A 20,135-nucleotide genomic window follows, 5' to 3' on the forward strand; every position below is an offset into this window, starting at 1 on the left:
CTGGTGCCCGCTGCCGGACTCGAACCGGCACGGCCTCGCGGCCTCGGGATTTTAAGTCCCGTGCGTCTACCAATTCCGCCAAGCGGGCAGGCGCCTTCTGTCTACGCGGCAGGGGGTGCCGGGGTCAATTGTCGGGCTGCAATACAGGGCTGGACGCTGGCGAACCGCAGCCGACAAGATGGGCCATGTCCGATCCCACCAGTATCATCCTAGCCTTCCGTGATCAGGCGGAGTATTGCCGCGCCCTCGGCTCGCCGTTTACCGGCACCCTGCTCGATCTTGCCGTCGAGCGCCTTGCTGCCGGCGCGGCCTGGGCTGCGCCGATCCTGAACTGGCGCGGGGATGCGCGCGCCGATGCGCTCGCGCTGCGGCTGGCCGGCGCCCTGCATCGCGCCGTGCTCGAGGGTGACCCGCTGCTGGCTGCCTGTTACGCGGCGCGCCAGATCACGGCAGAAGATCTCGATGCCGCGCTGACACGGCACGGCATGCTGCTCGCGCAGTATCTGCAAAGCCCGCCGCAGACCAACGATCCGCAGCGCTCCGCCGTGCTGCTCGGCGGCTTCCTGCAGATCGCGCAGGCCTGTCCCGGCCTGGCCCTGCAAACCTGCGAGATCGGCGCCAGCGCGGGCCTCAACCTGTCCTGGGATACTTACGCCTATGACTATGCCGGCTGGCAGCATGGCGATGCAGCCGCGGCGCCCTTGACGCTGCACAGCCGCTGGGGCGGGCCGCGCCCGCCGGAATCCCGGCCGCAGGTGGTCGCGCGCGCCGGCTGCGATGTCGCGCCGCTGGATGCCGCCAGCGCGACTGACCGTCAGCGTCTGCTGTCGTATATCTGGGCCGACCAGCCCGAACGGCTGCAACGCGTGACCCAAGCGCTCGATCACGGCGAAACCGCCGGTATCCGGGTGACGCGCGCCCATGCAGCGGATTTCCTCGCCGCGCAGCTGGACAGCCGCCGGCCGGATGCCGTCTTCGTGCTCTATCATTCCATCGTCTGGCAGTATGTGGCAGCAGCGGAACGGCAGCGCATCACCGCCCTGATGCAGCGGGCCGGTAAGCAGGTTACCGCCACGGCGCCGCTCGCCTGGCTGCGGTTCGAGCCGGGCACGGCAAAGGACGGCGCCGAACTGACCCTCACGCTCTGGACCGGTGAGGCCCGGGCGGGTGTCACCGAAAAACTCGGTGTCGGTGACTATCACGGCCGCTGGGTGCGCTGGGAAAAGGATTGATTGCGTCTGCACAGATCCTTTGGCAATGCTGACGAAAACACGCTGCCGCCCCATCGATTTTTGCGCATCGCCGCCTTATCTTTGCCGCCATGGACCCACAGGTTTTTACCAATATTGCCCGCTCGATCGCCGATGCCTCGCTGAACGGCCATAGCGAAGGCGAGATTCTCGGCAACTTCTGCCTCAATCTGAACAAGGCCGGCATCCCGGTGAAGCGCGCCCTGCTCGGCGCCGACACCCTGCATCCGGTGCTGGCCGGCCGCATCTTTGCCTGGCATGTCGACCAGGAGCAGGTCGCACTGCATGAATTCGGCCGCTCCAAGACAATGGAGGGCGAACGCAAATGGCGCGAGAGCCCGTTCTATCACCTGGAGGAAAACGGCGAGCCGCACCTGCGCTTCCGCATGGTCGGCCATAACGGCGACTATCCCTTCCCGGTGCTGACCGAACTGGCCGAGCAGGGCTATACCGATTACCTCGTCACCATGACCCGCTTCGGCGAACGCGCCATCATCGGCCAGCTCGACTCGATCTATGCCTCCTGGACCACGGCGCATGACGAGGGCTACACCGAAAAGCAGCTCGAGACGCTGAATGCACTGATCCCGTTTGCCGCCGCCGCCGTGCGCTCGGCCAGCGTGCGCCGCATCGCCGAAACGCTGGCGGAAACCTATCTCGGCCGCAATGCCGCCCAGCGCGTGCTGTCGGGCACCATCGGCCGCGGCGAAGCCGAGCGCATCACGGCTGCGCTGTGGTTCAGCGACCTGCGCGGCTTCACCCGCCTGGTCGATACCGTATCGCCCGACCTCATCATGCCTTTGCTGAACGATTATGCCGGCGCTGCCGTCTCGGCGGTGCATGCCCATGGCGGCGAGGTGCTGAAATTCGTCGGCGATGGCGTGCTGGCGATCTTCCGCGACGACGGCAATCTGGAAAACGCCTGCATGCAATCGCTGAAGGCGCTCAAGGCCTGCATGCGCGACCTGCGCGAGGTGCGCAACCGCCGCGCCAATGCCGGTCTTCCTGTTACAGATATGTCCGTCGCATTGCACGTTGGCGAGGTGCTGTATGGCAATTTCGGCGGCGAGGATCGCCTCGATTTCACCGTGGTCGGCCCGGCGGTGAACGAACTCTCGCGCATTTCCGGCCTGGCGCGTTCGGTCGACCAGCGCGCGATCTATTCCGCCGCCTTCAAGTCGGCCGCCGGCGGACTGAAGGAGCATGCGATTTCGCTCGGTCGGTTTGCCCTGCGCGGCGTCGAGAATCCCTCCGAACTCTTTACCCTCGATCCGGCGCTGCTCCGGTAAACGTCTTTCTCAGACACTAAAAAGGCCCGGTTTTTACACCGGGCCTTTTGTGTTTCAGCAACCGGTTACTCGCCGGCTGGCCTATTCACCAGCAGGATTGGGCTGCTCCTGGTGCGGCACCTGGCGCTTGGCGATGCGGCCCTTCACAAAGCCGCGCAGCACCACATAGAACACCGGCGTGAGGAACAGGCCGACCAGGGTGACGCCGATCATGCCGGAGAACACCGCGGTGCCGAGCGCACGGCGCATTTCTGCACCGGCACCCACCGAGGTGACCAGCGGCAGCACGCCCAGGATGAAGGCAAACGCCGTCATCAGGATGGGGCGCAGGCGCAGGCGGCAGGCCTCGATCACCGCATCCGCGGCCGACTTGCCCTCGGCCTCCAGCTGGCGGGCGAATTCCACGATCAGGATCGCGTTCTTCGCCGCCAGGCCGATCAGCACCACCAGGCCGATCTGCACCAGCACGTTGTTGTCGATGCCGGCGACCCAGACACCGAACAGCGCGAACAGCACGCTCATCGGCACGATCAGCATGATCGCCAGCGGCAGAACCCAGCTTTCATACTGGGCCGCCAGCGCCAGGAAGACGAACACCACCGCCAGGATGAAGATGTAGGTGGCGGTGTTGCCGGTCGAGCGTTCCTGCAATGCGATTTCGGTCCACTCGAAGCTCTGGCCGGGCTGCAGCACCTGGGCGGCAAGTCCTTCCATCACGGCGAGCGCCTGCCCGGTCGACACGCCGGGTGGCGTGTTGCCCTGCAGCGGCACCGACACATAGGTGTTGTAGCGCTGCAGCAGGTCGGGGCCGGCGGTTTCCTTGATTTCAACCAGGGTGCCCAGCGGCACCAGGTCGCCGGTGGCCGAACGCACCTTCAGACGCGAGATATCCTCCTTGTTGAGGCGGAACTGCGCATCGGCCTGGGCGCGCACCTGGAAGATGCGGCCAAAGGCGTTGAAGTCATTCACATAGGCCGAGCCGAGATTGACCTGCAGCGCCTCGAACACGCTGGACAGCGGCACGTTCAGCATCTGCGCTTTGGTGCGGTCGATATTCAGGAACACCTGCGGCGAGGAGGCCGAGAAGGTGGTGAACACGCCGGTCACGCCCGGGGTCTGCATCGCCATGCCCATCATCTGATAGGCGGCAGCCAGCAGCGGACGCACATCGTCGCCGACACGGTTCTGCAGCTGCATCTTGAAGCCGCCGCCCGAACCGATGCCGGGCACCGCCGGCGGCGGCACGGCGATGACGAAGGCTTCCTCGATGCCCTGCAGGCGGCCGATCATCTGGCCGATCACGGCGGTCGCGGTCAGGCCCTGCGGCAGGCGTTCGTGGAATGGCGTGAAGGTGGTGAACATCACCGCGGCATTGGTGGCGTTGGTGAAGGTCGCGCCATTGAAGCCCGGGATCGCCACCACATGCGCCACGCCCGGCACAGCCTCGACCAGCTTGGTCGCCTTCTGCGTCACCGCATCGGTACGGCTCAGGCTTGCGCCGTCGGGCAACTGGATGACGACGATGGCATAGCCGCGATCCAGCGGCGGAATGAAGCCCTGCGGCACGGTGCGGAACATGAAGAAGGTCGCCGCCACCAGCAGGCCATAGACGCCCAGCATCAGCACGCGGCGGGTGACGATCCTGCCCACGCTTTTGGCGTAACCGTTGCTGGTCTTGTCGAAGCCGGTGTTGAACTTGTCGGCGGCGACTTTCAGCCAGCGCAGCGGGGCGAATTTCGGCTCATGGCCCGGCTCATGCTTGCGCAGCAGCACGGCACCCAGCGCCGGCGACAGGGTCAGCGAGTTGAAGGCCGACAGGATCGTCGCCACCGAGATGGTGAGGGCGAACTGCTTGTAGAACTGCCCGGTGATGCCGGGGATGAAGGCGGTGGGAATGAACACCGCCGATAGCACGACGGCGATGGCGACGACAGCGGTGCCGACCTCGTCCATGGTTTCATGCGCCGCATCGCGCGGTGACATGCCGAGCGCAATGTTGCGCTCGATGTTTTCCACCACGACGATGGCGTCGTCGACCACGATGCCGATGGCCAGCACCAGGCCGAACAGGCTGAGCACGTTCAGCGTGAAGCCGAAGGCCAGCATGACCGCGAAGGTACCGACCAGCGAGACCGGGATCGCCAGGATCGGAATCAGCGAGGCGCGCCAGTTCTGCAGGAAGATCAGCACCACCAGCGCGACCAGGATGATCGCCTCGATCAGCGTCTTGTACACTTCGTTCACCGATTCCGCGATGAATTCGGTCGGGTTGTAGATGACGGTGTATTCCAGGCCTTCGGGGAAATCCTTCTTCAGCTCGTCCATCCGCTTGATCACGGCGGTCGAGGTGTCGAGCGCATTGGTGCCGGGGCGCTGGAACACGCCCATGGCAATCGCGGTCTGGCCATCGAGATAGCTGCGGCTGTTGTAATCCTTGGCGCCCAGCTCGACGCGGGCGACATCCTCCAGCCGCACCAGGCGGCCATCGGCGCCGGCCTTGATGATGACATTGCGGAACTGCCGCACATCCTCGAAGCGGCCCTGGGTGGTGACGATGGCCTGCAGCGCATTGCTGTCGGGCGAGGGCTGCTGGCCGAGCGAGCCGCCCGAGACCTGCACATTCTGCGCCTGCAGCGAGGCCACCACATCGGCGCCCGACAGGCCATAGGCCGACATGCGGTTGGGATCGAGCCAGATGCGGATGGCGTATTCGCTGCCGCCGAAGATGATGACATTGCCCACGCCGTCCAGCCGCAGCAGCTGGTCGCGGATGCGCAGCTGCATGTAGTTGGCGATGTAGAGCTGGTCGTAGCGCTTATCGGGCGAGAGCAGATGCACGACCATGAGGAAATCGCCGGCCTGCTTGCGCGTCGTGATGCCCTGTCGCCGTACTTCTTCCGGTAAACGCGGTTCGGCGATGGTGACGCGATTCTGCACCTGCACCTGCGCGGTATCCAGATCGGTGCCGGGCTTGAAGGTGACGGTCAGCTGCATCAGGCCGTCGGCGGTGGAATACGACGACATGTAGAGCAGGTTTTCGATGCCGGTGATTTCCTGCTCGATCGGCGTGGCGACCGTGCGCGCCAGCGTCTCGGCATCGGCGCCGGGATAGCTGGCGGTGACATTGATCTGCGGCGGCGCGATTTCGGGATATTCCGAAACCGGCAGGTTGATGAAGGCGATCGCACCGATGATCACCGTGACGATGGAGATCACCGCGGCAAAGATCGGCCGGTCGACGAAGAAATGTCCGAATTTCATGGCGCCCTCACGGCGTAAAAGGATCTGGCGGGAGGCTGGTGCAGCGCGGCGTTACTTCGGCGCCTGCTGGCCGCCCTGGGCGGCCGGCTGCGGCAGCGCCATCAGGCCGTTCCACACCTTGGGCAGCTCGACCGGCTGCGGCGTCACCTTGCCGCCGCCCAGCCGCACACGCTGCAGCCCGTTGATCACGACGGTTTCGTCGCCCTTCAGGCCCTCGCGGATGATGCGGTAGTTGTCGGTGCGCGAGCCGATGCGCACCGGGCGCTGCTGCACCGCGCCGCCATCGCCCACCACATAGACATAGCGCCGGTCCAGATCGGTCAGGATCGCCTCATCAGGCAGCATCACCGCCTGGTATTCCGGGCTGCCCGGCACGGCGATGCGGCCGAACAGGCCCGGCGTCAGGAACTGGTCCTTGTTCTCGAACACCGCACGCAGGCGCATGGTGCCGGTGGCGGTATCGACACGGTTGTCGGTGAAGTCGAGCACGCCGGTGTGCACGAAAGTCTTCTCATCCGTCAGCATCACGGCGACCGGCAGGCCGCGGCCGTTGCTGCCGCCGCTGCTGCTCTGGCCGCCCTGCTTGGCGATGCGCTGGTAGGACAGATACGACCGCTCGTCGATGTCGAAGTAGAAATGCACCGGCGCCAGCTGCACCACGGTGGTCAGCAGGGTCTCGTTCTCGCGCACCAGGTTGCCTTCCGACACCAGCTTGCGCGAGATGCGGCCGGCGATCGGCGAGCGCACTTCGGTGAAGCTGAGCTGCAGGCGGGTGGTTTCGGCGGCGGCGCGGGCACCCGAGATATTGGCCTGCGCGGCGAGGAAGGCCTGGCGGCGCTGGTCCAGCGTCGCGGTCGCGGCGGCGCCGGTCTGGGTCAGTTTCTGGTACCGCTCGTATTCCAGCTTGGCGAGATCGAACTCGGTCTGCCGGTTGTTCAGCGTCGCCTGGGCCTGGTTGTAGTTGGCCTGATAGGTGCGGCGGTCGATGGTGAACAGCAGGTCGCCCTGGTTCACGGTGGCGCCGTCCTGGAAATGCACGGTGTCGAGATAGCCGCTGACGCGGGCGCGGATCTCGACCGAATTCATCGCATCGAAGCGGCCGGTATATTCATCCATCTCGACGATGGGGCGCATGACCGGCTTGGCGACGGTCACCGGCGGCGGACCGCCCATCTGGGCTGAAGCCGTGGATGCCAGCGAGCCGACACCGGCCAGAAGGACGACGGCCAGCGCGCCGTGACGGAACTTACCGAAAGACATTGGGAAACCCCCGCTTATTTTGCATGCGCGAAGAAGTATGCGGCTATCGCACGGACGACAAGCCAATCCTGTGTGACAGATCGCACGAAACACTGACGCAACGGCAGCTTAGAGATGTCCTCTGCCGGACGGCATTGTCAGATGGTTTGGCTGCCTAATACCATCGGGTTATATAGCACGCAACGGGAACATTGTCGGCCGACAATCTGACTACTGACATCTGTTGTCAGGATCAGAAGGGCTTCAGGATCACCAGCAGCACGATCCCGATCATCAGCACGGTCGGGATTTCATTGATCATGCGATAGAACCGCGCGCTGCGCGTATTGCGATCTGCTTCAAAAGCGCGCTGCCAGCCCACCATGTTGCCATGGATGGCCTGCATGCCCAGCACCAGTACAATCTTGGCCCAGAACCATGGCTGGTCCCAGTGATGACCGAGCCAGGCCATGCTGCCGCCGAAAATCCAGGCAGCACCCATAGCGGGATTGATGATCGCCTTCAGCAGCCGGCGTTCCATCACCTTGAAGGTTTCGGATTGCTTCGAGCCCGGTTCGGCATCGGCGTGATAGACGAACAGCCGCGGCAGATACAGCATGCCGGCCATCCAGGCGATGATGGCGATGATATGCAGGGCTTTCAGCCATTCGTAGAGCATGGCTGATCTCTAACGCCGGCCCGTCATGGCCGCAAGCCCATCCGTCGCGGCGTCCGGGCAGGCATTGTCGACCGGGCAATCGTTGCGGAAGCAGGGACCGGCATCGCAATACCGGCAAACCACATAGGCCTGCTGGCGGTTGACCGGCAGGTTACCGAGAATTTTGCGCAGCAGCGCGTCGAACTGCCTGCGCTCCGCCCCACTCAGCACATCCAGCATGCCCTGCAGCCGTTTGCTGCGCTGGCTGAGGATTTCACGCCGGCGCTGCTTGCCCGGCGGCGTCAGTCGCAACGCCAGGGCACGCGCGTCTTCCGCCGATGCTGTTTTCTCGACCAGGTCGTCCGCCACCAGCCGGTCGACCAGCCGCACGGTGCCCGGATGGGTCAGGCCCAGAATACCGGCCAGTTCGCCAACCGACAGGCCGGGCAGTATCCCGATGGTGGTGATCGCAGCTCCGCTTTGGCCGCCATGCTCGCCCACCGTATCGATACCGGCACGGATATGGTCGGTGACCGCGACACCGAGCGCGCCCAGTAGATTGGTGGTGGTGTCTTCGCGCTGCGCCATGATGTCTGGTCTCCTGACATGGATTTAAGCCCGGCGAGGCCAAGGGTCAACGGCAAATTCCTGCAATAAACTACACTAGACAAATATATGCATGCGTCATATATATGTATAACTCATGCATATAATTGGGGCTGCGATGCAAAAGCAGGATGACATCTTCCTTTACCGCTACCGCGTTCGCTGGGCCGATCTCGACCCGCAGAACATCGTGTTCAATCCGAATTACTATGCGTTTTTCGACAGCGCCCTGAACGATTATATGCTGGCGATCGGCTATTCCCTGCGCGAGGGGCTGGCCGGCGATGGCGCCGACATGTTGGCGGTACACAGCGAGGCGGATTTCCATGCCTCGGCCCGGCTGGACGACACACTCGAAATCGGCGTGCGCCTCGGTCGTGTCGGCCGCAGCAGTTTCCAGCTGGTTTTCCCGCTCTGGCGCGGGCCCGAGCTGCTGGTGGCGGGCCGCATCACCTATGTGGCCGTCGGTCTGGAAAGCCGTCGGCCGATCCCGGTGCCGCCTCGGTTCCTCGTCGCGATCCGAAACCATGCCGGTGCCGCGGCCGGATCGCTGATGGAGGCGTGACATGGCCTGTGACGACTATCTGTTGCCGCCTGCCATCCTGGCCGAGAAGCGCCGAGCCGCGCGCAGCTTGTCCTGGTCGGCGCTGCTCTCCCTGCTGCGCTGCTGGTGCGCGAGGGCGAAAGAACGGCAGGAACTGGCGCGGATGGGCAATCTCGCGTGGCGCGATCTGGGTTTAAGCGATGTCGACCGCCAGCGCGAGGTCAACAAATCTTTCTGGCAGCGCTAAGCCGCGCCCATCGCCGGTTCGATGATTGCCTTAAGCAGGCGGCGCGATGAGCATAAAGCCGCGGCAGATACAGCATGCCACCGTTTTATCCGTCAGGCCGCGCAGGCACATCGGCGCCAGGCGGTGCCGCAGGGCTGGCTGCTGCCGCAGCGGGTCTGGCCGTCAAAGCCGGCGCCACGCACCAGCCGCGCCAAACCCTCGATGAACGCCGGCTGCGCCCCCACGGTGGGCACGCGGATATAGCTGGCCGCACCGTTATGATGGGCCAGTTCGGCATATTCGATATCCAGCTCGACCAGGGTTTCCGAATGCTCGGACACGAAGGCGACCGGTACGACAACGATAGAACGTTTCTCCTGCGCCGCGCGGGTGATCTCGGCATCGGTCGCAGGTCCGATCCATTCCAGCGGGCCAACGCGGCTCTGATAGCAGATGCGGGTATCGAGGTCGTCGCGGCCCAGCTGTTGGCGGATCGCGGCGACACTGCGCTCGACCTGCAGCTGGTAGGGATCGCCATCGGTGACGATCTTTTTCGGCAAGCCATGGGCCGAGAACAGAATCCGCACCGGGCCCTTGGCTTCGGCTTCCGGCAGCCGTTCACGCAGCAGCGCGGTCTGCGCGCCGACAAAGCCCGGCTCGTCATTGTAGCAGCCGATCGCCGCTGTCGGCACAGCCAGGCCGAGTCTGGCTGCTGTCCGCTGCCAGTCGGTGAAGGACGACGCCGTGGTGGTGGTGGAGAATTGCGGATAGAGCGGCAACAGCACGATGCGGTCGGCACCCCAGGCTTTCACCTGCCGCGCGGTCTCATCGGCAAACGGATGCCAGTAGCGCATGGCGATGAAGACGCGAAAACCCTCGCCCAGCGCGGCCTGCAAGGCGGCGGCCTGGGCTTCGGTCTGCGGCAGGATCGGTGAGCGCCCGCCCATCCTGGCGTAGATCTCCTGCGCCACCGGTGCGCGGCGCGTGGAGATCAGTTTCGCCAGCAGCCAGCGGAACGGATTGGGCAGCCGGATGATCGCCGGATCGTTGAACAGGTTAAACAGGAAAGGCTGCACCGCCTGCGGACTGTCCGGTCCGCCGAGGTTGAAGAGTACAACGGCTGTCTTCTGCGGGGCTGTCATCTGGGTCATGGGTATAGACTTAAAGCAGGAGTCCGCTTCAGGCCAAGAACCGGCCGCTGGTTGCGACCAGATTCTCGCGCCTTTTGGGACAAAGATACGCCGCAATCGTTCCAGAGGATCACTGCTGCCAAATCATGGCGCCCAACCTGGACCGATCCCATGCCCGCCATCCGATATACCCGCCTCGCTGCCGCCGTCCTGACGCTGGCCGTTGCCGCCAGCAGTCTCGCCATGGCCCTGCCGGCCTTCGCCGACCCGCCGCATGACAAGAAAGGCAACAGTCATGATGGGAATCATGGCGGCAAGGGCAGTCGCGGCGGTGGTGACAGTGTCACCATCAACTTCAATTTCAGCGACGACGACCGCATGGTGATCCGCGACTATTACGGCGATCTCGGCCGCAATGGCCGCTGCCCGCCCGGTCTGGCGAAAAAGAACAACGGTTGCCTGCCACCGGGCCAGGCCAAAAAATGGATGATGGGCCGGCCGCTGCCGCCCGATGTGATCTATTACAGTCTGCCACCGAGCCTGACAGTCCGTCTCAGTGTGCCGCCGGCCGGCTACAAATACGTGCGCGTTGCTGGCGATATCCTGATGATTGCGGCCGGCACCGGCATGGTCGCCGCCGCCATCGAGGATCTCGCGCGGATGTAATCAGGCTGAGACTTCCGAGCCCTTCACCAGCCGCACCAGTTCCTCGACATGGCGCACCGGGGTTTCCGGCACGATGCCATGGCCGAGATTGAAGATATGGCCGCGGCCCTTGAAGGTGGAGAGCAGGCGATGCACGCCTTCCGCCAGTGCCGAGCCGCCCACCACCAGCAGGCGCGGATCGAGATTGCCCTGCACAACGGTCTTCGACCACAGATGATCGCGCGTCCAGCCCAGCGGCATAGTGTAGTCCAGCCCCAGCGCATCGGCGCCGGTGGCCTGGGCATAGGTCTCGTACAGGATTCCGGCACCGCGCGGAAACGCGATCACCGGCAAGGCGGGATATTTCTCTTTCAGCGCGGCGATGATCCGGCGCACCGGTTCAATGCAGAAGCGGCGGAATTCCTGTTCCGGCAGCACCCCGGCCCAGGTATCGAACAGCTGCACCACCTCGGCGCCGGCCTGCACCTGGCGGTCCAGATAGGCAATCGTGGCCTCGACCAGGATATCCATCAGGGTATCCAGGCCGACCGGATTGCCAAAGGCCCAGGTCTTGGCGGCGGGGAAATCCTTCGACCCGCGCCCTTCGAGCATATAGGTCGCAACCGTCCAGGGAGCCCCGGCAAAGCCTATCAGGGTGCAGTTGGCGGGTAGCTCCGCTTTGATGCGCCCGACCGCCTCGTAGACCGGTCCCAGCGTCTTGTGGATGCCATCGGGGTTCAGGCGGGTGAGTTCGCCCGCCGTGCGGATCGCATCCAGCACCGGGCCTTCGTTTTCCCTGAAGGCCAGCTGCTGGCCCAGCGCCTGCGGAATCAGCAGAATATCGGCGAACAGGATGGCGGCATCGAAGCCGAAGCGGCGGATCGGCTGCAGCGTCACTTCCGCCGCCAGCTCCGGATTGTAGCAAAGATCGAGGAAACTGCCGGCCTGGGCCCGGGTCTGGCGGTATTCCGGCAGGTAGCGGCCGGCCTGGCGCATCAGCCACAGTGGCGGGCGCGCACTCGGCAGGCCGGCCAGGGTACGCAACAACGGTTTGGTTGGCTGGGTAGCCAGTTGCCCCATGCTCGGGGCCGCGGGAATTGGGCTCATGGCCTTATTCCTCTTCTATTTTAATTTAAATTAAAAGAGATAGTAGAGGCAGTAGTGCGGTGAGAGTCGGGGATAATTGGCAATTCAGCGATGCTCCCGGATTCCATCCCGACAGCCCGCCCCGGTCGGTAAAATTGCCTGGACGGGGATAAGCCGGTTGAAAGGTGGCTCACGCCGTAAAAAAGCGGCCATGGGGATTATGGGGATAACGGGGATCGGTAAGCATTGTGGCGGAATGACGCATTCTCCCCGCTTTCCACAGGGGCGTCATAAAATTGATCCAGCGGTGACAGGCCGGTTGCATGGAATCCTGCTTCCGGGCATGAAATTGAGGCCATTGGGGAAAACCCCCGCCTTATGCGCTTTATCCCCATAATCCACCGCGCGCGAGACTGATGCCGAAAACCACCCGGCCGCATATCCATCTGGTTTCCGACGCCACCGGCGAGACCCTGAAATCGGTCGCCAAGGCGGCGTTGGTGCAGTTTCAGAAGTCGCAGGAAGAGGTGGAAACCCATACCTGGGCGCTGGTGCGCAAGCCGTTGCAGATGGAGCGCGTGGTGGAAGCCATCGCCGCCATGGGCGGGCTGGTGCTGTTCACCATCGTCGACCAGGAATTGCGCGAGATCCTGATCAAGGGCTGCGCCAAGGCCAAGCTGCCGATCGTGCCGGTGCTCGATCCGGTGATCATGGCCTTTGGCAAATATCTCGGCGAGAAGGCAGTCAACCTGCCTGGCCGCCAGCATGAAATGGATGCGGAATATTTCCACCGCATCGATGCGATGCATTACACCATCGCCCATGACGACGGGCAGCATCTGGAAGACCTCGACAAGGCCGATATCGTGCTGGTCGGCGTGTCGCGCACCTCGAAAACTCCGACCTCCATCTATCTTGCGAACCGCGGCTTCAAAACTGCCAATGTGCCGATCGTGCCGGGCCTGATCATCCCGCCCGAGGTCGAGACGCTGAAAAAGCCCCTGGTGGTCGGCCTCACCACCTCGCCCGACCGCCTGGTCTCGATCCGCCGCAGCCGCCTGATCTCGATGAACCAAACGACTGAGACCGCCTATGTGGACGACGAGCGCGTGAAGGAAGAACTCACCATCGCGCGCAAGCTCTGCACCAAGCATAACTGGCCAATCATCGACGTGACGCGGCGCTCGATCGAGGAAACCGCGGCGGCGATCCTGAACCTGCACACAAGGCGCGAGGAACAGCGCAAGCAGCAGGAGCTTGGTCTCGAGGAGTCGGGTCAGTGAGTGTGCCGGTGAATATAATCGCGAGTAGAGTCTCATGAGCCTGATTCTGGCCTCGGCCAGCGCCTCCCGCGCGGCCATGCTGCGGGCCGCCGGGCTCGATTTCGACATCGTGCCGGCGCGCGTCGATGAAGAGGAAATCAAGCACAGCCTGAAGGCCGAAGGCGCCAGCCTGCGCGATGCCGCCACGGCATTGGCCGAGTTGAAGGCCCAGCGCGTCAGCCATGGTGCCTCGCAGGATTTCATCATCGCCGCCGACTCCATGCTGGAGTGTGGCGGAGTCTGGTACGACAAGCCGGCAACACAGGCGGCGGCGCGCGACCAGCTGCTCAGCTTGCGCGGCAAGACCCATGAGCTGGTCAGCGCCGTGGTGCTGGCGCGCGGCGGCAGTGTGATCTGGCGCCATGTCGAAAGCGCCAGACTGACCATGCGCGATTTCTCCGATGCCTTCCTCGACGCCTATCTGGCGCAGGCCGGCGATGACGTTCTCTACAGTGTCGGCTGTTACCAGCTCGAAGGGCTGGGTGTGCAGCTGTTCAGCCGCATCCAGGGCGATTTCTTTTCCATTCTCGGCCTGCCCATGCTGCCGCTGCTCGACATCCTGCGCGAGAACAGGGTGCTCCGTTCATGAGTATGGGCGCATGAGTGCCTTCGACACCGAAGACGACATCATCCCGCGCGCCGGCGTGATCGGCTGGCCGGTCGATCATTCGCGCTCGCCGAAGCTGCATGGCTTCTGGCTGCAGCAGCACGGGCTCAGCGGCCGCTATGACAAGCTGCCGGTGCCGCCCGAAGACCTGGCCGCCTTCATGACCGATCTGCCGAAGGAACCGGGATTTCGCGGCATCAATGTCACCATTCCGCACAAGGTTGCCGTGCTGCCCTATCTGGCGCAGGTCGACCCGGTGGCCCGTCGCATCGGTGCGGTCAACACCATCACCGTGCAGCCTGACGGCAGCCTGCATGGCAGCAACACCGATGCCTTCGGTTTCCTCGAAAACCTGAACATGGATGCACCGGCCGGCTGGAGCGCCACGGCGGGCCCGGCCGCCCTGCTGGGCGCCGGCGGCGCCGCGCGGGCGATCATCGTCGCCCTGCTCGATGCCGGCGTGCCGGAAATCCGCCTGCTCAACCGCAGCCGCGACAAGGCCGATGCACTGGCTGCCGAATTCGGCCCCCGGATCATCCCGGCGGACTGGGACGAACGCGCCGGTGCGCTCGGCGGCGCCAGCCTGCTGGTCAACACCACCAGCTTAGGGATGGCCGGCCAGCCGGCGCTGGATCTCGCGCTCGACGATCTGCCGGCCGATGCCCTGGTCAACGACATCGTCTACAGCCCGCTGGAAACCGACCTGCTGGCCCGCGCCCGCGCCCGCGGCAACCCGGTGGTGGATGGCCTGGGCATGTTGCTGCATCAGGGGCGCCCGGGCTTCGAGGCCTGGTTCGGGGTGGCGCCGGCGGTCACCTCGGAACTGCGCGGCGCTGTTCTGGCTTGATTGAGTTAGCTAACTTAGCTAAGCTAACTTCTCTAGATTAGCTAAGCTAAGGCTAAGCCAATGATTAAAGCCAATATTCACGAAGCGAAGACGAATCTTTCAAAACTCATCGAAGCGGCAGAGCGTGGTGAGACTGTCGTGATTTCGCGTGCCGGAAAACCGGCCGTGACACTGACGCCGATGCTGAAATCGGGCAAACCAAAACGTCAGTTCGGTTTCCTGAAAGGCCAGATCCACTTTGCGCCGGACTATGATCAGGCGGATGCCGAGATCGAGCGTGATTTCCTTGCCAGCAGGATTTTCCCCGAAGGCGACGTTTAGTGCGACTGCTGCTCGACACCAATGCTTTCCTCTGGGCCCTGAACGATCTCGATCTGCTGGCGCCGGCCACCCGCGACATGCTGGCCGATGACGCGAACGACCTGTTCGTCAGCGTCGCCAGCCTGTGGGAAATCGGCATCAAGGTTGCCACCGGCAAGCTGACCGCCGGCCTCGACTGGGAGGATTATCTGTCGCGCATGGGCGCCACCCTCATGCCAATCCAGCCGGAGCATGCCCGCGAGGTCTCGCGCCTGCCCCAGCTGCACGGTGATCCGTTCGACCGCATTCTGGTCGCACAGGCACGGATTGAGAATCTGGTTCTGGTTACCCGCGACAGGCAACTCGCCGAATACGACGTCGCGGTGATTCCAGCATGAAGATCGGCGCCATGAGACAGCCATGCTGAAAATCGGCCTCACCGGTTCCATCGGCATGGGCAAGACCACGGTGGCGAAAATGTTCGCCGCCCGTGGCATCCCGGTTTTCGATGCCGATGCCGCCGTGCATCAGCTATACGCGCATGGCGGTGCGGCGGTGGCACCGGTGGGCGCCGCCTTCCCCGGTGCGGTGAAGGACGGCGCCATCGACCGGCCGGCGCTCTCCGCACTGGTGGTCGGCAAGCCGGCCGAGATCAAGAAACTCGAAGCCATCGTGCATCCGCTGGTGGCACGTCTGCGCGAGGATTTTCTCAGCCAGGCCGAACAGCGCGGCGAGGCGATGGTGGTGCTGGAAATCCAGATGCTGCTGGAAGGCGGCAGCGCAAAAACACTGGACGCCATTGTCGTGGTGAGCGCACCCGAGGCGATGCAGCGCGACCGCGCGCTGGCGCGGCCCGGCATGAGTGCCGAAAAACTCGCCGGCATCCTGTCCAACCAGATGCCCGATGCGGAAAAACGCGCGCGGGCGGATTACATCATCGATACCGGCGTCAGCCTGGCCGAGACCGAACAGCAGGTCGAGGCGCTGATCGCCACCTTGCGCCAAAAGGCGGGAAGCAGCTGATGCGCGAAATTGTTCTCGATACCGAAACCACCGGCTTCAAGGCCAATGAAGGCGACCGCCTGGTCGAGATCGGCTGCATCGAGCTGGTCAATCACATCCCGACCGGCCGGCATTACCATGTCTATGTGAATCCCGAGCGGGCGATGCCGGAAGACGCCTTCAAGGTGCACGGCCTGTCGGATGAGTTTCTCAAGGACAAGCCGCTCTTCGCCACCGTGGCGCGCGAGTTCTGCGATTTCATCGGCGAGGACATGCTGGTGATTCACAATGCGGCCTTCGATCTCAGCTTCCTGAATGCCGAACTGGCACGGCTGGATGGCTTTCCGCATATCGCCATGGAGCGTGCCATCGACACGGTGCGGCTGGCGCGCGGCAAATTCCCCGGCGCCCAGGTCAGCCTGGATGCGCTGTGCAAACGCTTCAACATCGACAATTCGGCACGTATCAAGCATGGCGCGCTGCTCGACGCGGAATTGCTCGCGGAGGTCTATCTCGAGCTGATCGGCGGTCGGCAGCAGGGCCTGGGCCTGGCCGGCAGCGAAGCCGGCGACAGCCTGGTGGCGGCGCCGCAGATGCGCGGCCCGGCCCGGCCGCCGCGTCCGCATCAGGCCAGCGAGGCCGAACAGGCCGCCCATGCTGCCTTTGTCGCTAAGCTGAAGGACGCCGTCTGGCTGCGGGGCGACTAGGCCCGGCTAGCCGGACTAATTTTCCGATAACCTATTTGCAATCCTATGCCGTCAGGCTGGGACGGCGATTTAGTCTGCGGTCCGAAACACGGACTGAGCCGACCCGAGATCGCCTGAGACCATCGGATGCGTCGTAAGTACCTTTTTGTCGCGCTCGTGATCTGCGCCATCCTCCTGCCGCTGGCCGGGCTCAATCACTATGTCTACACCACGCTGCGCCAGGCTGCGATTGCAGAAGAAATCGGCGATCTGGAACGCCAGGGCGAAATCCGCGCCCAGGAGATCGAGAATTCACTGCAGAGCGTGCGCTTCGTGCTCGGGCAGATCGAACTGCTATGGCAGATCGACGGCGACGACGAGGCCAAGATGCACCGGCATCTGCGGCAGATGGAACAGCAGCTCGCCTATGTGCGGATTCTGGGCGCCGTCGATGCCAGGGGCGATGGCGTATATTCCTCGCGCTCGTTTCCGGTCCGGCCCTATAACGTGTCCGGAAGCGAAACCTTTTTACATCTGCGCGACAATCCCACTGAACGGTTTTTGTTTGCCGGGCCGAGCCTGAACACAGTCGACCAGCGCTGGCAGCTCAACCTCAGCATGGCCGTGCGCGACCGCAATGGCCAGTTCAAGGGCGTGGTCGGCGCCATCATCGATCCTTACGCCTATGCGCAGGCCTTCGAGAAGGTGGTGGCACCGGGCGATTACGTCACCCTGCTCAGCCGCGATTTCACGATGATCGCGCGCTCGCCCTGGCGTGAGGACGAGATTGGCAAATCGCAGTCCCAGGTGTCAGCCTATGAGGGCTTCGTTGCCAGCGGCCAGGATGCCCATAGCGGTGTCTATGACAATCCCTTCACCGGCGAGCTGCGCATTGTCGCCGTGCGCCGGCTGTTCGATGGCCAGCTGATACTCTCCACCTCGCGGCCGCTCGACAAGGGCATCGCCAACTGGAGTTCATTGGCCACCATCATCAGCGTGATTTCGGGCGTGATCCTGCTCAGCGGCATCATCGCGACATTGGTAGCGATGGACATGCTGGCGGATCGCGAGCGCAAGGCCCGCACCCTGGCCATGCTGAACAACGATCTGCAGGATCAGACCGCACGGGCCGAAAGGCTGGCGACGGTGAAAAGCGAATTCCTCGCCACCATGAGCCATGAGATCCGCACGCCGATGAACGGCGTGCTGGGCATGGCCCAGGCGCTTGAAGGGCTGCCGCTCGATGACACGGCGCGCGACTATGTCGGTGTGATCCGTGAATCGGCGGAAGGCCTGCTGGGCATCATCAACGACATCCTCGACTATTCGCGGCTCGAAGCCGGCAAGCTCAAGGTCTCGCCCAGTGCGATCCGCCTGCGCGTGCTGGTGGATTCCATGTTGGCGCTGTTTTCCTCGGCCTGCGCCCAGAAAAAACTCGACTTCCGCACCGAGATCGATCCGGCATTGCCCCCCGGCATCGAAAGCGATCCGATGCGGCTGCGCCAGATCCTGGTCAACCTGATCGGCAATGCGGTGAAATTCACCACGACCGGCCATGTCATCCTGCGCGTCAAGCCGGCTCGGCTGGCCAATGATGTTGCCGGTGTGCGCTTCGAGATCGAGGATACCGGCCCCGGCATCTCTGCCGCGGCACAGGCCAGCATCTTCGAACGCTTCGCCCAGGAAGACGGCTCGATCTCGCGCCGCTTTGGCGGCACCGGGCTTGGCCTGGCCATCTGCCGCCGGCTCTGCCATCTGCTGGGCGGCGAGATCGGCTGTGACAGCCAGCAGGGCCGCGGCGCGCTGTTCTGGATCGAGATTCCGATCGAACTGGCCGAAGACGGCGAATCCTATGACAGCACGCTGCCGGCGCTGCAGCCTCTGCCGCCCGGGCCGCCGCGCGTGCTTTGCGTCGATGACAATCACGTCAACCGCCGCATTGTCGAAACCCTGCTGTCACCCTTTTGCAAGACGCTGGTGCTGGCCGAAGGCGGGATTGAGGCGCTCAGCCTGGCGGCTACGCAGCCCTTCGATGTCGTGCTGCTGGATATCCACATGCCGGAGATGGACGGCATCGAAACCCATCATCGCCTGCGCAACCTGCAGCATGGCCGTGACCAGCGCATCATCGCACTGACTGCCGATGTGGTGCCCGAAGCGCTGGCGCGCTATGAGGTTGCCGGCTTCGATGCGGTGGTGGCCAAACCAGTCGAGCTGGACAGGTTGCTGCGCGCTATCGGACTTGAAAAGGAAGCCAGTGCGTTATCGGCAGTGGCCGCGCCATCGGCGGCCTAGGGTGCTTCCAGCTCGCTGAAACAGAACACCATGTCGACCCTGCTGTTGTCACTCGACAGCGGCATCAGCAGCGAGCTGTTGGCCCGCAAGGGAACCTGCCGCAGCGATCCGCCGCCCGGCAACGCGCCGGCCACCGGATTGTAGGTGTAGACCGGGATGCGTTTCTCGATGACGATGCGGTAGTTCAGCATCACATCGTCGCCGGCAATGCCCAGATGGGCGCCCATGTAATTGCCCTGCACCGGCTGGCCGGTGGGGTCGCGACCGCGCAACGCAACCTGTGCCGTGCCCACCAGGCGATAGCGCAGCCAGGGCGGCGCCTGCAGCACTTCGGTGAGCAGGATGCCGGGCAGGAGGTCGGCGGCGATATCCAGCGGATCGATGTCTTTTCGCGCCGGCATCTGCCGCGTTCCGCGCAAGCCGTTCCAGTACTCCCAGATGCGGCGGATCGCCGGCGAACACTGATCCAGACACGCAGTGCCGAGCAGGCGCGGATAGGTCGAACTGCTGATTTCGTCGTCCAGTGACTTGCTCACAGCGACTTGCTCACCCGATCCCCAGACCGATCCGCCGGCTAACACAGGGGCCTCAGCTTGCAACCGGCCAAGGGGGATGGCAAGGAAAACCGGGCTTGCGCCCGGCACCGATCGGGCGGGCACCTAGGCAGTGCCGGCCTGTCCCTCGGCCTGCTTGCTGCGCTGGTACTGCTGCACGAAATCGATCGGATCCAGCATCAGCGGCGGCATGCCGCCATCGCGGGTCGCGTCTGCAACGATGCGGCGGGCAAACGGGAACAGCAGGCGCGGCGCCTCGACCAGCAGCAGCGGTTCGACATGCTCGGCCGGGATATTCTGCAGCGTGAACAGGCCGGCGTAATGCAGGTCGACCACGAAGGCGACCTCCTCGCCATGCTTGGCTTCGCACAGGATGCGCAGCGTCACCTCGAACAGGGTGTCATTGACCCGCTCGGCGGCGGTGCCGACATTCACCGAGATCTGCGGCGCGCCCTGCATGCTGAAGGTGCGCGGCGCCATCGGATGCTCAAACGACAGATCCTTGGTGTATTGCGCGCTCAGGCCGAAATGCGGTGCGCTGTTGGGGTCGAAACCCGGCGGCGGATTGGCGGTATCGGTCATGGCGGC

21 protein-coding genes and 1 tRNA gene are annotated in these 20,135 nt (G+C 64.0%); 13 read left to right on the plus strand and 9 right to left on the minus strand.

What is annotated here, in order from left to right; genetic code table 11:
* Position 1: 1 nt before the first annotated feature.
* Positions 2 to 88, minus strand: a tRNA-Leu gene (locus AAG799_RS16255).
* Between the two features lie 97 nt (positions 89 to 185).
* Between AAG799_RS16255 and AAG799_RS16260 the strand changes: the two genes are divergently transcribed.
* Both AAG799_RS16260 and AAG799_RS16265 read left to right on the plus strand, forming a co-directional pair.
* A complete protein-coding gene (locus tag AAG799_RS16260; protein ID WP_341897717.1) occupies positions 186 to 1,232 on the plus strand; it encodes a DUF2332 family protein in 1,047 nt (348 codons plus the stop codon).
* Positions 1,233 to 1,321: 89 nt separating this feature from the next.
* Complete coding sequence (locus AAG799_RS16265; RefSeq protein ID WP_341897718.1) at positions 1,322 to 2,539, plus strand: adenylate/guanylate cyclase domain-containing protein; 1,218 nt, start codon at positions 1,322 to 1,324, stop codon at positions 2,537 to 2,539.
* A gap of 81 nt (positions 2,540 to 2,620) precedes the next feature.
* Here AAG799_RS16265 and AAG799_RS16270 read toward each other — a convergent pair whose 3' ends face one another.
* The 4 genes from AAG799_RS16270 to AAG799_RS16285 form a co-directional block, all read right to left on the minus strand.
* Positions 2,621 to 5,800: a multidrug efflux RND transporter permease subunit gene (locus AAG799_RS16270; RefSeq protein ID WP_341897719.1), complete on the minus strand. Its 3,180-nt coding sequence runs from the start codon at positions 5,798 to 5,800 to the stop codon at positions 2,621 to 2,623.
* Positions 5,801 to 5,851: 51 nt separating this feature from the next.
* A complete protein-coding gene (locus tag AAG799_RS16275) occupies positions 5,852 to 7,060 on the minus strand; it encodes an efflux RND transporter periplasmic adaptor subunit (protein ID WP_341897720.1) in 1,209 nt (402 codons plus the stop codon).
* A gap of 232 nt (positions 7,061 to 7,292) precedes the next feature.
* Positions 7,293 to 7,718, minus strand: coding sequence for a protoporphyrinogen oxidase HemJ (gene hemJ, locus AAG799_RS16280; protein WP_341897721.1), 426 nt, complete (start codon positions 7,716 to 7,718; stop codon positions 7,293 to 7,295).
* Positions 7,719 to 7,727: 9 nt separating this feature from the next.
* Entirely contained in the window at positions 7,728 to 8,285 is a 558-nt protein-coding gene (locus AAG799_RS16285) for a MarR family winged helix-turn-helix transcriptional regulator (RefSeq protein WP_341897722.1), read from the minus strand.
* Positions 8,286 to 8,421: 136 nt separating this feature from the next.
* On the opposite strand from AAG799_RS16285, the gene AAG799_RS16290 reads away from it, so the two are divergent.
* Both AAG799_RS16290 and AAG799_RS16295 read left to right on the plus strand, forming a co-directional pair.
* Positions 8,422 to 8,868 carry a thioesterase family protein gene (locus tag AAG799_RS16290; RefSeq protein ID WP_341897723.1) on the plus strand — a complete coding sequence of 149 codons (447 nt, stop codon included), beginning with the start codon at positions 8,422 to 8,424 and terminating at the stop codon, positions 8,866 to 8,868.
* Between the two features lies 1 nt (position 8,869).
* Complete coding sequence (locus AAG799_RS16295) at positions 8,870 to 9,094, plus strand: hypothetical protein (RefSeq protein ID WP_341897724.1); 225 nt, start codon at positions 8,870 to 8,872, stop codon at positions 9,092 to 9,094.
* Positions 9,095 to 9,186: 92 nt separating this feature from the next.
* On the opposite strand, the gene hemH is transcribed toward AAG799_RS16295, so the two are convergent.
* Positions 9,187 to 10,224 carry a ferrochelatase gene (gene hemH / locus AAG799_RS16300; protein ID WP_341897725.1) on the minus strand — a complete coding sequence of 346 codons (1,038 nt, stop codon included), beginning with the start codon at positions 10,222 to 10,224 and terminating at the stop codon, positions 9,187 to 9,189.
* 150 nt (positions 10,225 to 10,374) lie between these two features.
* On the opposite strand from hemH, the gene AAG799_RS16305 reads away from it, so the two are divergent.
* On the plus strand, positions 10,375 to 10,869 hold the full coding sequence (locus AAG799_RS16305; protein ID WP_341897726.1) for a hypothetical protein: 495 nt from the start codon (positions 10,375 to 10,377) through the stop codon (positions 10,867 to 10,869).
* On the opposite strand, the gene hemE is transcribed toward AAG799_RS16305, so the two are convergent.
* A complete protein-coding gene (gene hemE, locus AAG799_RS16310; RefSeq protein ID WP_341897727.1) occupies positions 10,870 to 11,955 on the minus strand; it encodes a uroporphyrinogen decarboxylase in 1,086 nt (361 codons plus the stop codon). It lies immediately after the preceding gene.
* Positions 11,956 to 12,350: 395 nt separating this feature from the next.
* Between hemE and AAG799_RS16315 the strand changes: the two genes are divergently transcribed.
* The 8 genes from AAG799_RS16315 to AAG799_RS16350 all read left to right on the plus strand — a co-directional run bounded on the left by AAG799_RS16315 (position 12,351) and on the right by AAG799_RS16350 (position 18,993).
* Positions 12,351 to 13,217 (plus strand): pyruvate, water dikinase regulatory protein, encoded by an 867-nt coding sequence (locus AAG799_RS16315; RefSeq protein ID WP_341897728.1) that lies wholly within the window; start codon positions 12,351 to 12,353, stop codon positions 13,215 to 13,217.
* A 34-nt stretch (positions 13,218 to 13,251) separates the two neighbouring features.
* A complete protein-coding gene (locus AAG799_RS16320; protein ID WP_341897729.1) occupies positions 13,252 to 13,845 on the plus strand; it encodes a Maf family protein in 594 nt (197 codons plus the stop codon).
* Positions 13,846 to 13,855: 10 nt separating this feature from the next.
* Positions 13,856 to 14,710, plus strand: coding sequence for a shikimate dehydrogenase (locus tag AAG799_RS16325; protein WP_341897730.1), 855 nt, complete (start codon positions 13,856 to 13,858; stop codon positions 14,708 to 14,710).
* A gap of 60 nt (positions 14,711 to 14,770) precedes the next feature.
* Complete coding sequence (locus tag AAG799_RS16330; RefSeq protein WP_341897731.1) at positions 14,771 to 15,031, plus strand: type II toxin-antitoxin system prevent-host-death family antitoxin; 261 nt, start codon at positions 14,771 to 14,773, stop codon at positions 15,029 to 15,031.
* On the plus strand, positions 15,031 to 15,408 hold the full coding sequence (locus tag AAG799_RS16335) for a type II toxin-antitoxin system VapC family toxin (protein ID WP_341897732.1): 378 nt from the start codon (positions 15,031 to 15,033) through the stop codon (positions 15,406 to 15,408). Before AAG799_RS16330 ends, AAG799_RS16335 begins: the two co-directional genes overlap by 1 nt.
* Positions 15,409 to 15,430: 22 nt before the next feature.
* Complete coding sequence (coaE, locus tag AAG799_RS16340; RefSeq protein WP_341897733.1) at positions 15,431 to 16,033, plus strand: dephospho-CoA kinase; 603 nt, start codon at positions 15,431 to 15,433, stop codon at positions 16,031 to 16,033.
* The gene (gene dnaQ / locus AAG799_RS16345) at positions 16,033 to 16,719 is read left to right on the plus strand and encodes a DNA polymerase III subunit epsilon (RefSeq protein WP_341897734.1); all 687 of its coding nucleotides are present in this window, start codon (positions 16,033 to 16,035) and stop codon (positions 16,717 to 16,719) included. Before coaE ends, dnaQ begins: the two co-directional genes overlap by 1 nt.
* A 126-nt stretch (positions 16,720 to 16,845) precedes the next feature.
* Positions 16,846 to 18,993 (plus strand): ATP-binding protein, encoded by a 2,148-nt coding sequence (locus AAG799_RS16350; protein WP_341897735.1) that lies wholly within the window; start codon positions 16,846 to 16,848, stop codon positions 18,991 to 18,993.
* On the opposite strand, the gene AAG799_RS16355 is transcribed toward AAG799_RS16350, so the two are convergent.
* Both AAG799_RS16355 and secB read right to left on the minus strand, forming a co-directional pair.
* Positions 18,990 to 19,529, minus strand: a complete 540-nt coding sequence (locus AAG799_RS16355; protein WP_341897736.1) for a PAS domain-containing protein — start codon at positions 19,527 to 19,529, stop codon at positions 18,990 to 18,992. The two genes, AAG799_RS16350 and AAG799_RS16355, sit on opposite strands and share 4 nt — an antisense overlap.
* A 123-nt stretch (positions 19,530 to 19,652) precedes the next feature.
* The gene (secB, locus tag AAG799_RS16360; protein WP_341897737.1) at positions 19,653 to 20,129 is read right to left on the minus strand and encodes a protein-export chaperone SecB; all 477 of its coding nucleotides are present in this window, start codon (positions 20,127 to 20,129) and stop codon (positions 19,653 to 19,655) included.
* Positions 20,130 to 20,135: the final 6 nt, after the last annotated feature.

Source organism: Ferrovibrio terrae (assembly GCF_943371255.1).
Classification (GTDB): Bacteria; Pseudomonadota; Alphaproteobacteria; order Ferrovibrionales; family Ferrovibrionaceae; genus Ferrovibrio; species Ferrovibrio terrae_B.